We start from the raw sequence: 14170 nt of genomic DNA on the forward strand, positions 1-14170 counted from the left end.
TGGACGAGTAAAAAGGGATACCTAATGGGGGAATATTGTAAGCACAAGTGGTAAGTGCAGCGTTGGTTGAGGTGTTAATGTCATGCAGGGGATAATTTAGATGGCAACATTCAGATCCTCATCGAAAGGGAGGAGAAGTTGCTGTGATGGTGGGAGATGTTTTTCGAGATCGAGATTTGACAGAGTAATTCCCAGCAGTCTAACTTTGTCTTGACCCGCATCAGAATTTTGGAGTAGTGGGGTGATAATCGCCATAATTGCATCGGCATCGTTAACTGTCTGTGGCGGGCTGTGACTCAGGGTGATTTGACGAAAATCGGCAAACTTGAGTTTAAGGGTCACTGTTCCAGCACGGGTGTTGTAATTGGCGGCAATGGCTTCTATCCGCAGGGCGAGACTGTTTAGAATCTCCAACATCAGGTCACAGTCATCAATATCTTCCTGAAGGGTGGTCTCTTTGCCAATCGATTTGCGAATGCGGTTGGGGGTCACTGGGCGCAGGTCTATCCCGCGTGAAATATGGTAGTAGTAATCGCCACTTTTACCAAATAATTGCTGCAATTCAAGGCGATTGTAGTTGCGTAAGTCAGCACCTGTTTCAATGCCGAGGGATTGCATCTTTTTTTCTGTTACCTTGCCTACACCAAAAAAACGACGAATTGGTAATTGGGAAATAAAAGTGTCCGCTTGCTGAGGTGTGATCACCGTTAGGCCATGGGGCTTATTGCAGTCCGAAGCAACTTTAGCTAGAAATTTGTTATATGAGACCCCCGCCGAGGCTGTCAGGCCTGTCTGTTGATGAATGCGCTGTAAAATCTGTTGGGCAATCAAGGTCGCAGAGCCAGAAAACGTTTTGTTGGTTGATACATCGAGGAACGCTTCGTCGAGAGAGAGGGGTTCAATCAGCTCAGTATAATCGGCAAAAATAGCTCGAATCTGTTGCGATACAGCGCGGTAGGCATCAAAGTGGGGACGAACAAACACCGCCTGCGGACATAAGCGATAGGCCTTCGATGCCGCCATAGCCGAATGAATACCAAACTTTCGCGCTTCATAGGAGCAGGTCGCGACAACGCCGCGCGAATTTGGATCTCCGCCAACAATCACCGGTTTGCCACGTAATTCGGGGTTGTCGCGTTGTTCCACCGCCGCGAAAAAAGCGTCCATGTCGACGTGGATGATTTTACGTTGATCACTCATGGGTCGATGATACGGGATTGATGCGCGTGAGTAAATGCTACTGATTTTAATGTAATCGAAAAAGATAATCGTTAGAATGGTGCTTTATAACCAAGTCATCAATTCACTTAATGCTGTTGATTTTGTTAAATAGGGTTCGTTCGTTTCCATGGCACTCTTCTGGACCGTGTCAAGCAACGTGAGTAGCGGCCACGTTTCAATAGCACAATTATTCTGCTCGTTCTTGGCTCTCACATGGCCCCACATGTGTTGAATCGCATTTCGGGCACCACCATCACTAGGACGTGTTCTTAATATTTTTACCAGTGTCAGAGACAGCTCAGCAAAGCCAATTTCTTGATTGGATACACAGTGACCGATCTGCTTATATGTACTTGGGTCACGAGCCAGTACCGAGTATTTATGGTGACTCCATAGCTCCTGCTCGTTTTTCGGCAGTGGTATGCGACCCATCTCTTTATCGATATACTTCTCTTTAAGTAATGAAAATTGCACATGGGGAGCATCAATGTACGTCATGGGCCAAATGTCGTGATTTGATTCGGTTGTCACAGGCGTTCTATCGGTGAAGCCTCTTAATGCCATTTCACTGGCTAATTCATTATGGCGTTGTTTGAGCGCCCAGCCGTAACCAACCCAACGTATTGTTTCAGGATGCTTTGAATAACCTTTTTTGCCATTCACAATGATCGAAACAATGCCATGCAGCTCTCGATGCTCACCGAGCAAACTTTGGCGATTAAGGTAACCCGGATTGATATCCCAAATTCTCATAAGCCTCGTTTACCCATAACGGTTGATGACGTTGGCGGCGATACGAGTTTAGCGTAACTTCGATCGTTTCGTCGTCTAGATGATTGAAGTAGTCTAATGGGGGGGTAGCGCATTCGTCAACAGAGTTATCTATGCTTACGGACTAAAGAGAACATCACGCAATAATTCATTCGTCCCATTCAGCCATCATCTGGTCCTCAAACATCAATCAAGAAGCCATTAAACAAACAGCGGCACACTCGATCCCAGCCCATGAGCTACGCTGGTGAAGGCATTGTGGTTTTCTGATTTATTTTGACCAAAACGCTCGACGAACAAGTTCTGAATATAGGGAATCTTTGACGTACCGCCCGTTAGTGAAACCGCATCAATTTGTGCTGCTGTTAGACCCGATTGAACGATCACCTCATCAATGCAGCGTTCAATCTGCTGAAAATTTTCGCTATTGAGAGTTTCAAACTCGCTCTTGTTAATTGGCTCGGCAATGGACAAATCACACTCATTGAAACGGATCGTCGATTGATCACACCCTGAAAGTTCACACTTCGCTTTTTCGATGGCCTGAAACAGTGCAAAGCCAAAATTATCCTCAATAATGTTTTCCAGATATTCCAAAGCGGGGCGGTTGTCCGTCGTCCGTTTCAACACGCGGATCAACTCACGAGTGTCGCGGGCGCGTAATAGTGGAATACGGTGCCACTGACAAAGAGTTTTGATAAGTGTGGTTGGAATATCGTGCCACACCCGTTTCCCCATCGGTTGATAACGGGCGTAACGGCCAAAATAGTGCGCGACCTTATCCCACATGATCTGTGAATCGAACTTGTCACCCGCCACATACACGCCGCCTAACGACAGCACGTCACTGCGGCGGTCACTGCGATCAAACGCACCTCCCTTAACACGAATTACGGTAAAATCTGAGGTGCCACCGCCAAAATCGCCGATGAACACGGTACGCTCTTGACCCGCAGATAAGGTCTCTTCATAAGTCAGTGCCGCCGCCACTGGTTCATATTGAAACCATATATGTTTAAAGCCAGCTTTACGCGCGGCCTTTTCTAGCCGTTGCTCGGCAATGGCATCCTTCTCGGCATCGGTGGAAAATACTACGGGTCGACCGAGTACTACACTATCCACGCTATACCCGACGTGTGCCTCGCCGCGAGCCTTTAACTTTTTGAGGATGATCGCTACCAAGTCATCAATGCCGTAGCGCGCACCGAAAATCTCGGTGTTTTGAAAACTACGATTGGGAAGAAAAGTCTTGATCGACTGCATAAAGCGGCCCTCAGCACCATCGCCAACATACTGTCGAATCGCCTCACTTCCGGTGAAAATCTCTTTCTCTTCACTAAAATAAAGAACAGAACGCATCAAATTACTTACCCGATCACCACTGATCGTGTCATCAACTTCTACCATCTCAACGCCACCGTTACGGTAAACTGAAAGTGCTGAATTGGTCGTACCAAAGTCGATGCCAAATACAATTTTTAAATCCATCATTACAACCATTTATAAATGTTCATAGTTCGACCTTTTCAGGACGAACAGAATAAGAAAAACAAGACTGATGGTTTTAAGGGATTCGGGTGGGGGAAAGCAAGTAAAAATACTCCAATGCGAAGAGTTGTTTCTGTTGGTCAACAACGTAATCTTGAGCAGGGCAATAGAGTTATAAGAGGGCACTCAAGATTTCATTAAAAAAACGGCTAACAGTGTTAAGGCCAGTGCCATGCTGCGACGCAGGGTAATTTTTTCGTGATAGATCACGAACGATAGGATGATGGCGATAACAAAATGCATGCTGGTAATCAAGGCAATGGATGATAATGGGCCGCTGGCTAGTGCCGTTAAAAAGGCATAAAAGCCAAAGAAGTTGAGGATACCCATCAAAATTCCGATCAGGATCATCCCTTTTTTACTTGTGGCTGAGGTTTTTCCCGGCCACTTTTTATTGATCAACAGCGAAAAGATAGTTGCAAATAGATAGGTTACTGCCATGAAGCCGGCGGTGTTGGTCGAGACTGCCGCCACCTTACTGGAGATCGAAGCGATCGCCCCACAGAGGATACAGACACCGACAAAGAATAATCCATAACGGCTGTTTCCCTGTGGTGAAGTGTCCTGTTTTACCTCTTTCGCCATCAGGAAAACAACACCAAAGCCAAGTAGAACTCCAAGCCATTGTTGATTAGATAGCTGTTCACCGAAATAAACCACTGAAACAAGAATAACCACGACTAGGCTTAAGCGGGTGAGGGGGAAAGTGATTGAGGTGGGCAGGTGGCGCAAGGCCTCGATATTTGAGATGGTAGTGATGGCAAAGGCACAGCTATTAACCAGAGCAAGGCCGATGAGCACTGCATAGTTGACGGTAGTTACGCCAGAAACAACGTATGCAGCCGTACTCAATACGCAGACAGTCGCCATAAATACCGCTGTTGTTAATCCCGAACTGTAGCCGCGCTCAGCTGTCACTTTATAAAGGAAACGCTGGGTTCCTAAAAGGACCAAAGCCATCAAGCTGTAAAAATACCAAGTATTCATAATGGGATATTTTTCTCAGTTAGTTTAAGGATCTAGGGTTGTTTCATTCACTTTACTTAGCATGGATACCCCCAGTTTATACCTTAATTATTAAAAGTAGGTGCAATTGGATGCCGATCTTTTACCAAGTGATATACTTACCATTGCAGAATAAATCTGCCGAAGGGAGGGAGTATCATGAATAAAGATGTTGGAAAATTTGGTACCAGCGACAAGCGCGGTCGGGCTCAAACCAGCAATGATCCTTACGCTAATCGGCAACAATATGCGGATGGCGCTTTCTGTTCGACTTGCCATGCTCAGTATCGCAACAAGCGGTGGTATCTAGCAGAAAAGACCTTTGCCAAGGTCGACAACGCGCCTGAGATGCAGTGTCCCGCTTGTTTAAAAATACAGGAGGGCTATTATGAAGGCGTGGTAGTGCTGCGTGGTGACTATCTGTGGCAGCATGAAGATGAGATCTGTCGTTTGCTCAAAAATGAAGAGGCCAAAGCGCGCGCCAAGAATCCATTAGAACGTATGATCTGTCTGGAAAAACGTGACAACTGTCTGGTGATTGAAACAACGGAGGAAAAACTTGCCGAGCATCTCGGACGGGCAGTGCACAAAGCCCACCAAGGTGAGCTGCAGGTACAACGTGGCGAAGATAATCGTATCTGTCGGATAAACTGGAAACGTTAAACATTGGTCGCCGTTTCGTTTCAAGATCTCGCATGGTTGGTGTTTGTACTAATCTAGCATCATCTCTCAACACATCCAACTAACGGCGCTTGCGAAACTCTCTTCGCAGGCGCTTTTTTAAATGGTGTTACTTTTGTAGCGTAGCAACAGGTACTTCAGGTTTATTCTGAGGTGAAATCTGTATGAAAATTCACTATTACTCAATATTTTATTATTAAGTGTGTTTGATTTCAGTAAGATAAGAGTGTTAGTTGAGTGTGTCAATAACGTTCCCCTTTGGGGTTCTAGCCGTCAACCATCTTCAACTTTTGACTGGTTAATTCCATCAATTGTGTATTCAACTGTGCTAGTTGACTCTCTAACGCCTTAACCTTCTCAATAGAAGCCTCGTCATCCTTGGCGCGTAGTTTCATTGTCTGCTTACTCAGAAAGCGTGACGGTATCTGTCGACAATTGGCTATTGTCCGTTGCTGTCGCTGCTACCATGCGACCCGTTGCCGTTTGGCCTGGTTCTAGCTGCTGAGGTGTAAGATGTACCTGCACGTATGAAAAAGAACCCGTTTGTCTCAGGGATATTCATCTTTGCACCTCATTGCGCCAAAAACAGTTTCAAATTAAAACCTAGACCCACATGGCTTTGGCTGGAACCGTCACCATTGGTGTACTAAAGTTATCTCTTAGTCGTTATTTTGAACTTCTTCCTCAGGTGCATTCTCAGAGTCGACTTCATCACTGAGTTCTTCACCAATTTCATTACCGAACTCATCCGTCTTTGTGGCTAATTTTTTCAGACGTTTCTCTTCTTTTTTTTGCTTTTTCGCAAGATCTTTCTGTCGTTTATCGAATGCGTAGTTAGTTCTTGCCATCGAAGTCTCTCTTTTTGATTTTGAAGTATTAGATATCAGAAATATATCAGTTCAGCCTTAGGGCTGGAGAACTGGGTTCGAATCGTACTGATGGTTTGCCGAACTTGAGTTCACCGCACCAATAACCATAATAGTATCAATTACGTATTAATTGATACGAACAAATTGTGAATTCATAAAGTTAATGGTCGCACAATGGGTAGGGGGGCTTGATTTTTCATGTTTTGTTGAAACATATCGACACGTGTTTGTTGCACGATTAGATTCCCATGAAATGTTGCCTTTCAAGATCTAAAGGCAATGGTTTTGCTTAAGAATTTTTTCTCTACCATTGAATATAATAGTAACTCGCTACACCCAATAAACCTGCGTATCTACAGTATTTATGAAGCAAACCCACAGACACCAAGCTTAAAAATACGTTGGATAATGTTGCAGTATAAAACGGTTGAACATCTGAATGCATCAAACCATCTAGGAAAACATGACTGAAGCTACCAATAAACGCACTTAGAAATACCACTCGCCAAGAAATTTGAATGTTGATGGATGGTGTAATACGCAATAACCATTGTTAAGCTACTTTGCAGTAACGCCTTAATTAATATTCCGGGCCCCATATGGATTGGAGTAAGTGGCACGATGCACCCTCTTTAAGCCTAACGAGGCTGTAGAAAAACCCACCAAGTGAGCAGCTCTAAAGCCTCAATCTTATATTTATTGAAATGATTACTTTTTCATTGAGTGAATGTCTCAATTTATCGAATAATCTCTTTGTTTAGCTGTTATTCCTGCTATTTCCTTACTATGTTAAGCCATATCGGTGCACTTTTGTCAGATTGTGCCGCATGTGTATCAATTGCCATTGTCCGTTGACTTTCTTCTTGCCTCTTAGGGTGATCCGTTTAATTCCTATGGCATCGTTAATATGGCCGAAGACGGGTTCTACGATCCCGAGTCGCATGCTGTAAATATGTCGCTGGTTATTCTTGCTTGAGCGCATTTAAGCCATAGTTCTTTGCCCGCGGGGCAAGTGCAGCGTTGCTTATCGGTATCTATTGTAAAGTCGTCGACGGTGAAGCGCTTTTATCACTTTACCGTTTCTCACCATATTGAAATCGATATACACCAGACAGCGCTGTAAATGCTCACCAGATTCAATTGTCGTAGCATGATATCGATCGCCTCTTCTGTTAACAATAAAATCAACCCCACAAAACAGGAGGCCTTTATGTTGGATAAACTGGACCGATTGGAACAGTTTCGGCTGCTAGGTTCTACTCTTCGTGGATCATTGACCGTGATAGTCGTCGTAGGGATTGATGCTGCTAATGGTTGCCCCTTCTGTCCCTTGATATGGATGGGATGGAAAAATATTTGTCGTTATGTACAATTTTTAGAAAAAGTTCTTTTACTGCTTTTTGTAGTTATCTTTATTGTTTCGGATAGCTAGGTGGTGTAGATTGCCTAAATGATGCAAATGTGAGGCGTGTAAGGTTAATGGTGGTGGTCGTTCACGTTGGTTAATTGATACGATGTTTTTGGGTAGGGATCTGGTATATGGTTCATTTTCGTTTTTTACGCCTTGTGGTTTCAGCGTTGAGTGCTGTTTTGCTCATGCCTGTTTTGAGCTTGGCTAGTGCTCAGATGGATAGTTTGACTTATCTGAAGCAGTTGAGTTTGGAAAACTTGATGGAAGTTGAGGTGACATCAGTTTCCAAAAAATCTGAAAAGGTGATGAACACCGCAGCGGCTATTTATGTTTTGACTCAGGAGGAGATCGCACGTAGCGGTTATCGGAGTATTCCTGAACTGTTACGTTCTGTTCCCGGTGTTTATGTCGCCGATATCGACAATTATAACTCCATGGTTTCTAGTCGTGGTTTTAAAAATGTTTTTGCCAATAAACTCTTAGTTCTTATCGATGGTCGGTCCGTCTATTCTCCATTATTTTCCGGTGTTTATTGGGATGTTCAGGACACATTAATTGAGGATATTGAGCGTATTGAGGTGATTCGTGGCCCAGGTTCCAGTACTTGGGGGGCGAATGCTGTTAATGGCGTAATCAACATTATCACTAAATCAAGTGCAGATACCACCGGTGCATTGGTAACCGTTGGTAGTGGTAACTATGAACGAGTATTAGCTCAGGCCCGTTTCGGTGGCAGCATAAATTCAAAAGTAAATTATCGGCTTTATGTGAAAAGACACGAACTTAAGCCTTATAAAGCCTTGGAGGATTCAGCTTTAATTAAGGACGGACGCGTTGATCGCGGTGGTTTCAGGATGGATTATGCCGCTGCCACAGATCAGAGTTTTACCTTACAAGGAGATCTTTATCAGGGTGATCTCTATCAAGGCGATGCTCGTCGGTTGTCAAAGTTTGGAGCAACTGAAAATCGCCAGGGTGCGACTAAAATTCGTGATAAAGGGGGGAACCTCTTAGGCCGTTGGGAAAAGAAGCTTAGTAGTGAATCTTCACTGTCTCTGCAAGCATACTATGATCTAACGGATCGCAAAGATCTTTATCTTGAAGAGTTACGTCAGACCGTGGATATAGATGTCAATCATCAATTTAAATTGGGAGCGTTGCAATCTGTTGTCTGGGGTGGTGGTTATCGCTATAGCTGCGATAAAACGTCTGCTGGGATTGTAACGACCCTGGTTCCTGATTCACGGGATGATGAATTATATAATTTGTTTGCTCAAGACCAATTGGCTTTGTTTAATGAACGACTTTTACTGACGTTTGGTGCTAAGTACGAAAGAAACGATTATACGGGTTCAGAATGGCAACCCAGTGTACGTGCCTTGTGGAATGTTACCCCTCGTCATTCTGTGTGGGGGGCGGTATCTCGCGCGGTACGTACTCCGACCAGAGCCGAACATGATATGGTTGTAACTGTCGGTAGTGTGTCCTCAACGGTGTCATCTGCTGCTGTTGGTCTGCTAGGCCCAGATCGTCTTGTCCCTGTGACATTAAACGCAAAGATGTTTGGAAATGACCGTTATGAGTCTGAAGAGATGGTGGCTTACGAACTAGGCTATCGTGGTCAGGTTTCAGATCAGATTTATGTTGATATGTCGTTATTTTTTAATGATTATAGTCAACTTCGAACCCAAGAACCGGGGGTGGCATCTATCGTTATGGGGTCTGATGGTGCAATTGTTTTTCAACCTTTTAATGTTGATAATAAAATGGGTGGCGAGGGCTACGGTTTTGAAGCTTGGGCTCGTTATGATCTCAACGACTGGTGGAATATAACCGCTAGCTATAGCTGGCTAAAATTATTACTCCATTCCAGTGGATCCGATATGGATCCGTTAGGGGAGTCAGCAGAAGAGGATGACCCTGAGCATCAATTTACACTCCACTCGTCGATGAATCTTGCTCATGATGTTTTACTCGATAGCTTTGTTTATTACACCAGTGAAACCAATGAGGGTGATGTCCCTGATTATTGGCGATTTGATTTACGCTTGGCATGGCAAATGACACAAAGCATTGAATTGAGTTTTCACGGAATGAACCTGCTTGATAATAAGCATATAGAAGTGCCGACCGTGGTTGGTTCTGACGATAATGTGGTGCCCCGTACTTTTTACACTCAGCTTAGTTGGCGATATTGAGACGAGGCGAGATGGTTATGATCCGGAGACTTGTACTTGTTTTATTTATCGTGTTGCTCTTGTTGGCCTCTTCAGCATCGGCTAACACTCGGCCTGTGTTTTCTGAATTACAGGTTAAGGCTGTTTTTCTTCTAAATCTTACCCATTTTATTAGCTGGCCTGCCAGCGGACGAAATTTTTCTGAAGATCCGTTTACGTTTTACATCTGCGGCAACCCACGTTTTGCTGCCGAATTATCTGTTGCTCTCGAAGGAGAGACCATACGTGGTAGTGTACCTGTCGTTATCATTGGTGATGGTGTGGCCAGTCCTCACTGTGATCTGTTGTATATCGAAGGGGAGTGTTGCGCGCATACATTGTTGATGTTTAAGCGTGTTACTGGGCGCCCCATTTTAACAGTAGGTGATACTCAAGATTTTTGTCGAAATGGTGGTGGCGTGTCATTGGAATTGAAGCAGAGGAGGATAAAACTACACGTTAATTTCGATATCATGCGCAAGCAGAACTTACAGGTGAGTTCAAAATTACTGCAAATCGCTACATTGTTTCCTGAAGACTCCAAGTCTAATATCTGATTATTATACAAGAATTTTGAATTGAAATAGATTTTGTTCTCTATGCTTTCTGGTGCCCTGTATCTTTTGACAAACTTCTTAGTTTGACATTTGTTTACCTTGGTGAAGGTAATTCATGCATTGTTCAACATTAGTGTTATGTGGAAAATTCCAGTTGTTACGTTCTATCGCAATGGACAATTTTCCTCTTATTGAGCTATTGGGGCCATAATGTGGAAGAAATTCCCGTATTTGACGTTTTTCATGTTTTCCATATGTCACGATATTGTCGGCTAAATACGGAAAACTCGTCAAAGGTTGATCTGTTCAATCAGTCACTTGTGTCTTGCTGTAAATAAATAAAGTTTAATTTCAACCGTTTCCCTATCAACAATCCCACAACACATGGCAAGATCATCTTTTCTATCATTAGGACTGACTCCTCCTTGACAACTCCCACAAAACGCTGTTCACTCAATCTTTACAAAAAGGGGTGTTAGTCACATTGAGTACAGGGTTCACTTTGCTGAGGTATTGGCGTTTTTATGTTTTTTATTGAATTGAGGTGAGGTTATGGCAAAGAAAATTTTTGTTGCGGCAACAGGGCAAAATTGCGGTAAATCTACGGTGTGTTTATCATTACTTCATCGGGCGGCCAAGAAGTATAAGCGTGTTGGCTTTATTAAGCCGCTTGGCCCTAAGTTGGTCGATTTTCGTGGCTGTAAGGCAGATAAAGATGCCGTGTTAATGGCGCAAGTGTTTAACCTTGAGGATGACATTCGCGATATGTCTCCTGTGCCGTTGTACCCTGAGACGACTCGCCAGTTTTTGGATGGTGAGATCGCCCCCGAACTGTTTGGTGAGCAGATGGTCGCGGCTTGTCGGCGCATGGAAGAGGTGTGCGATTTTATTGTTATTGAAGGGGCAGGGCACGCGGGTGTTGGCTCGGTTGTTGGTTACAATAATGCTCAAATCGCCAAACAACTCGATGCGCCAGTCATGATGGTGGCAGAGGGGGGGATTGGTCGGGCGGTTGATTCTATTAGCCTCAATTTGTGTGCGTTCGAGCAGGTGGGTGTTCCAGTGCGGATGTTGCTGGTGAATAAATTGTTGGCGTCTAAGCGCGATACCACACTCCATTACTTACGCAAGGCGTTTGCTGATCATGAGATGGAAATTGAGGGTGGCTTTAACTATTCACCTATTCTTGCTAATCCAACATTGAAGCGGATCAGTTCGATTCTCGGTAGTTCCTTACAGGGTAATGATGATGAATTGCACCGTATTGTTCATAATGTTCAACTGGGTTCAGCCTCGGCGCAACGCGTAGCTGATCTGCTCGAAGATTCGACGCTGTTGCTGGTGCATAGTAGCCGCGATGAGTTGATGGTGATGTTGGCATCGTTGTATCATCTACCTGAATTTCGCGAGAAAATTGCTGGCATGGTGATTGCGGGGAAGTCCGCTGTTTCACCGATCACTTTTAAAATTGTTAATGACAGTCATCTCCCTTATATCCGCACTGAATTGACCAATACCGAGTCGTTTACTCGGATTACCAGTGATGTGTCTAAAATTAGTGCTGAGGATACCGAGAAGATTGATTTGATACGTCATCTTGCTGACGTTGAGCTTGATTTTGATGCCATTGATTCAATGTTGGATTGATGTTTTTTTGTTATGGAATGAATGTTTAAATTGGAGGGTGTATGTCTCAAAAAGTGGTTTTGTTTGCCTTTAACGGCGAAGCGATGTGTTTTGTTCATGTGTTGTTAAATGCTCTCGATATGAATAAAAAAGGCTATGACGTAAAAGTGGTGATTGAGGGCGGTGCAACGATCCTTGTTAACGAGATGAATGACGAGGGCGCACCCTTTGCCGAACTTTACGCGCAGGTTAAACAGCAGGGTTTAATTGATTGTGTTTGTATGGCGTGTGCAGCAAAATTGGGTGCTCTTGAAGGGGTGGAGGCGCAGGGTTTACCCGTGAATAACGAAATGACGGGCCACCCGAGTATGTCGGCGTATATTGATCAAGGTTATCAGGTGATTACCTTTTAAGTTTGGGTGAAGTTGGGGAGTGACGGATGAAGATTGTTTTTTTGCACGGGTTAGAAACAGGCCCGCACGGATCAAAATATCAGGCGTTAAAGAAGATGTTTGGCGAGGTGATTTCACCGGATTGCGAGGGTGTTAAAGACCCACAGCAGCGGTTGACGATTATCAAGCAGGCACTTAAGGATCAAGCTGGACCATTTTTAGTTGTTGGCTCCAGTGCTGGCGGCTTGATGGCGTTGTTGTTACAGCGCGAAGACCCACGGGTTAAGGGCTTAGTTTTGTGTGCGCCAGCTCTTCATACCGAGTTTGCTGAATCTCTTACTGCGGAGGGCTTGCCTGAAACGGTGATTATTCATGGACTCAGTGATGATGTGGTGCCGATTGAAAGCAGTCGTTCTTTTGGCGCGCCGCTGGTCGAGGTCGACGATGGTCACCGTTTGAACGATAGCCTGGCGTTAATTATTCGCCTAGTTTTTGAGATGAAACTCAAGGCTCAATTTCACGCTTAATCTGTACATATTCTTAATATTGGAGATTTTAGTTTCATGCATATATGGGTCGATGCTGATGCGTGTCCGCGTGTCATCAAGGAGATATTGTACCGCGCTGCAAACCGTAAACAGGTGCAGTTAACGCTGGTGGCTAATCAACCGCTGAAGAGTCCGCCGTCGGCTTATATCGATTCGGTAGTCGTAGGCGCAGGTTTTGACGTGGCTGATGATAAAATTGTTGAGCTTCTGGTCCCCGAGGATCTGGTGATTACGGCGGATATTCCGCTGGCCGCAGCGGTGATTGAAAAGGGTGGTCATGCTTTAAATCCGCGTGGCGAATTTTACTCGACTGAAAACATTCAGGAGCGACTGTCGGTGCGTAATATGATGGACGAATTGCGCGGTTGTGGCGTTGAAACAGGTGGCCCAGCAGCCTTTAGTGCCAAAGACAAGCAGGTGTTTGCCAATCAACTTGATCGTTTTTTAGCTCAACACTGATGGCGTCGCAGAAAATCCGCCCACCAGCGTTACAGCGTTTGTTCAAGATTTCGACATACAACAGGTATGCCTTCACCCTTGAACAACCACTACGCCTTGGGGGACGAAGTTTTTGCTTAGCCATCTAATTCATTTTTTCGAGCCCATAAACATTAATTAAGCTCATTTCAGGGTATTTATTATGAATGATTTATTGGATCATCCCGTAGAGGTGATCGATGTTTATTATGGATTCGTTGGTAAACCGTGGTCAGAAACAGATTGGTTCAAACAGTTGCAACGATTGCCGCAGCGATTACAGGATAAGGTGCTGCGCTTTCGCCGTTGGCAAGATCAACACATGGCTTTACTCGCTAAATTGCTCCTTCTTGAGGCGATGATTGAACGCGGTGAGGGGACCGATTGCCTTGAACGTCTTGAGGTCGATGACTGCGGGCGACCCTATATTGGGGGTGCAGCTGATTTTAATATTTCCCATTCAGGTGGTGCGGTGGTGTGTGCTATTAGCCACCATGGCAAGGTTGGCGTAGATGTTGAACTGTCGCGTTCTCTCGAACCCGATCATTTTACCATTTGTATGACCCCGCAACAGATTGAATCATTTCATCAGGCCGATGATCCTTCGCAGGCATTATTGCAACTGTGGGTTGCTAAGGAGAGTGCTGCGAAAGCTAAAGGGGTGGGCCTCGGCTTTGATTTTAGAAAAATGATCTGCTCGTCTGAGCGGATCACTATGAATCAAGATCACTATGCTTTGCATGCGCTAGACATTCACAGTGCTTACTTGTGCTGTGTAGCGACCCCTTATAATCAATGCGAAATTCATCTTCATCCACGTTGTGATCTTCCTGATACTGCTATCTAAA

The 14170-nt window shown here is 44.6% G+C and carries 16 protein-coding genes and 1 pseudogene; 9 read left to right on the plus strand and 8 right to left on the minus strand.

Annotated features, from left to right (window positions below):
- Positions 1 to 96: 96 nt before the first annotated feature.
- From dinB to ACZ5KY_RS09870, 4 genes are all read right to left on the minus strand, one after another.
- The gene (gene dinB, locus ACZ5KY_RS09855; protein WP_464243726.1) at positions 97 to 1200 is read right to left on the minus strand and encodes a DNA polymerase IV; all 1104 of its coding nucleotides are present in this window, start codon (positions 1198 to 1200) and stop codon (positions 97 to 99) included.
- 84 nt (positions 1201 to 1284) lie between these two features.
- A complete protein-coding gene (locus tag ACZ5KY_RS09860) occupies positions 1285 to 1974 on the minus strand; it encodes a DUF1722 domain-containing protein (RefSeq protein WP_464243727.1) in 690 nt (229 codons plus the stop codon).
- A 219-nt stretch (positions 1975 to 2193) separates the two neighbouring features.
- Positions 2194 to 3483 (minus strand): Hsp70 family protein, encoded by a 1290-nt coding sequence (locus ACZ5KY_RS09865; protein WP_464243728.1) that lies wholly within the window; start codon positions 3481 to 3483, stop codon positions 2194 to 2196.
- A 183-nt stretch (positions 3484 to 3666) separates the two neighbouring features.
- The gene (locus ACZ5KY_RS09870; RefSeq protein WP_464243729.1) at positions 3667 to 4527 is read right to left on the minus strand and encodes an EamA family transporter; all 861 of its coding nucleotides are present in this window, start codon (positions 4525 to 4527) and stop codon (positions 3667 to 3669) included.
- 177 nt (positions 4528 to 4704) lie between these two features.
- Here ACZ5KY_RS09870 and ACZ5KY_RS09875 point away from each other — a divergent pair, with 177 nt between their 5' ends.
- The gene (locus tag ACZ5KY_RS09875; RefSeq protein ID WP_464243730.1) at positions 4705 to 5208 is read left to right on the plus strand and encodes a BCAM0308 family protein; all 504 of its coding nucleotides are present in this window, start codon (positions 4705 to 4707) and stop codon (positions 5206 to 5208) included.
- 284 nt (positions 5209 to 5492) lie between these two features.
- Here the strand turns inward: ACZ5KY_RS09875 and ACZ5KY_RS09880 are convergent, their stop codons facing one another.
- From ACZ5KY_RS09880 to ACZ5KY_RS09895, 4 genes and pseudogenes are all read right to left on the minus strand, one after another.
- Positions 5493 to 5621 (minus strand): hypothetical protein, encoded by a 129-nt coding sequence (locus ACZ5KY_RS09880; RefSeq protein ID WP_464243731.1) that lies wholly within the window; start codon positions 5619 to 5621, stop codon positions 5493 to 5495.
- Positions 5622 to 5885: 264 nt separating this feature from the next.
- On the minus strand, positions 5886 to 6074 hold the full coding sequence (locus ACZ5KY_RS09885; protein WP_464243732.1) for a hypothetical protein: 189 nt from the start codon (positions 6072 to 6074) through the stop codon (positions 5886 to 5888).
- Positions 6075 to 6879: 805 nt separating this feature from the next.
- Positions 6880 to 7077 carry a transposase gene (locus tag ACZ5KY_RS09890; protein WP_464243733.1) on the minus strand — a complete coding sequence of 66 codons (198 nt, stop codon included), beginning with the start codon at positions 7075 to 7077 and terminating at the stop codon, positions 6880 to 6882.
- An 87-nt stretch (positions 7078 to 7164) separates the two neighbouring features.
- A pseudogene (locus ACZ5KY_RS09895) lies at positions 7165 to 7257 on the minus strand (transposase); the annotation flags it as partial.
- A gap of 48 nt (positions 7258 to 7305) precedes the next feature.
- On the opposite strand from ACZ5KY_RS09895, the gene ACZ5KY_RS09900 reads away from it, so the two are divergent.
- The 8 genes from ACZ5KY_RS09900 to ACZ5KY_RS09935 all read left to right on the plus strand — a co-directional run bounded on the left by ACZ5KY_RS09900 (position 7306) and on the right by ACZ5KY_RS09935 (position 14169).
- Positions 7306 to 7527 (plus strand): hypothetical protein, encoded by a 222-nt coding sequence (locus tag ACZ5KY_RS09900; RefSeq protein WP_464243734.1) that lies wholly within the window; start codon positions 7306 to 7308, stop codon positions 7525 to 7527.
- Positions 7528 to 7634: 107 nt separating this feature from the next.
- Positions 7635 to 9704: a TonB-dependent receptor plug domain-containing protein gene (locus tag ACZ5KY_RS09905; RefSeq protein WP_464243735.1), complete on the plus strand. Its 2070-nt coding sequence runs from the start codon at positions 7635 to 7637 to the stop codon at positions 9702 to 9704.
- 17 nt (positions 9705 to 9721) lie between these two features.
- The gene (locus ACZ5KY_RS09910) at positions 9722 to 10279 is read left to right on the plus strand and encodes a YfiR family protein (RefSeq protein ID WP_464243736.1); all 558 of its coding nucleotides are present in this window, start codon (positions 9722 to 9724) and stop codon (positions 10277 to 10279) included.
- Positions 10280 to 10831: 552 nt separating this feature from the next.
- Entirely contained in the window at positions 10832 to 11926 is a 1095-nt protein-coding gene (locus ACZ5KY_RS09915; RefSeq protein WP_464243737.1) for an AAA family ATPase, read from the plus strand.
- A 41-nt stretch (positions 11927 to 11967) separates the two neighbouring features.
- Entirely contained in the window at positions 11968 to 12318 is a 351-nt protein-coding gene (locus tag ACZ5KY_RS09920) for a DsrE family protein (RefSeq protein ID WP_464243738.1), read from the plus strand.
- Between the two features lie 26 nt (positions 12319 to 12344).
- Positions 12345 to 12824 carry an alpha/beta hydrolase gene (locus ACZ5KY_RS09925; RefSeq protein ID WP_464243739.1) on the plus strand — a complete coding sequence of 160 codons (480 nt, stop codon included), beginning with the start codon at positions 12345 to 12347 and terminating at the stop codon, positions 12822 to 12824.
- A gap of 36 nt (positions 12825 to 12860) precedes the next feature.
- Positions 12861 to 13304, plus strand: coding sequence for a YaiI/YqxD family protein (locus tag ACZ5KY_RS09930; protein ID WP_464243740.1), 444 nt, complete (start codon positions 12861 to 12863; stop codon positions 13302 to 13304).
- 181 nt (positions 13305 to 13485) lie between these two features.
- Positions 13486 to 14169 carry a 4'-phosphopantetheinyl transferase family protein gene (locus tag ACZ5KY_RS09935; protein ID WP_464243741.1) on the plus strand — a complete coding sequence of 228 codons (684 nt, stop codon included), beginning with the start codon at positions 13486 to 13488 and terminating at the stop codon, positions 14167 to 14169.
- Position 14170: the final 1 nt, after the last annotated feature.

The sequence above is a fragment of the Desulfuromonas svalbardensis genome, from assembly GCF_055389415.1.

Coding starts and splice junctions, on each gene's coding strand:
- ACZ5KY_RS09875 (WP_464243730.1), top strand. CDS start 4,705: ATGAATAAAGATGTTGGAAAATTTGGTACCAGCGACAAGCGCGGTCGG.
- ACZ5KY_RS09860 (WP_464243727.1), bottom strand. CDS start 1,974: ATGAGAATTTGGGATATCAATCCGGGTTACCTTAATCGCCAAAGTTTG.
- ACZ5KY_RS09890 (WP_464243733.1), bottom strand. CDS start 7,077: ATGCGCTCAAGCAAGAATAACCAGCGACATATTTACAGCATGCGACTC.
- ACZ5KY_RS09870 (WP_464243729.1), bottom strand. CDS start 4,527: ATGAATACTTGGTATTTTTACAGCTTGATGGCTTTGGTCCTTTTAGGA.
- ACZ5KY_RS09920 (WP_464243738.1), top strand. CDS start 11,968: ATGTCTCAAAAAGTGGTTTTGTTTGCCTTTAACGGCGAAGCGATGTGT.
- ACZ5KY_RS09925 (WP_464243739.1), top strand. CDS start 12,345: ATGAAGATTGTTTTTTTGCACGGGTTAGAAACAGGCCCGCACGGATCA.
- ACZ5KY_RS09900 (WP_464243734.1), top strand. CDS start 7,306: ATGTTGGATAAACTGGACCGATTGGAACAGTTTCGGCTGCTAGGTTCT.
- ACZ5KY_RS09880 (WP_464243731.1), bottom strand. CDS start 5,621: ATGAAACTACGCGCCAAGGATGACGAGGCTTCTATTGAGAAGGTTAAG.
- ACZ5KY_RS09905 (WP_464243735.1), top strand. CDS start 7,635: ATGGTTCATTTTCGTTTTTTACGCCTTGTGGTTTCAGCGTTGAGTGCT.
- ACZ5KY_RS09865 (WP_464243728.1), bottom strand. CDS start 3,483: ATGATGGATTTAAAAATTGTATTTGGCATCGACTTTGGTACGACCAAT.
- ACZ5KY_RS09930 (WP_464243740.1), top strand. CDS start 12,861: ATGCATATATGGGTCGATGCTGATGCGTGTCCGCGTGTCATCAAGGAG.
- ACZ5KY_RS09915 (WP_464243737.1), top strand. CDS start 10,832: ATGGCAAAGAAAATTTTTGTTGCGGCAACAGGGCAAAATTGCGGTAAA.
- ACZ5KY_RS09885 (WP_464243732.1), bottom strand. CDS start 6,074: ATGGCAAGAACTAACTACGCATTCGATAAACGACAGAAAGATCTTGCG.
- ACZ5KY_RS09935 (WP_464243741.1), top strand. CDS start 13,486: ATGAATGATTTATTGGATCATCCCGTAGAGGTGATCGATGTTTATTAT.
- ACZ5KY_RS09910 (WP_464243736.1), top strand. CDS start 9,722: ATGATCCGGAGACTTGTACTTGTTTTATTTATCGTGTTGCTCTTGTTG.
- dinB (WP_464243726.1), bottom strand. CDS start 1,200: ATGAGTGATCAACGTAAAATCATCCACGTCGACATGGACGCTTTTTTC.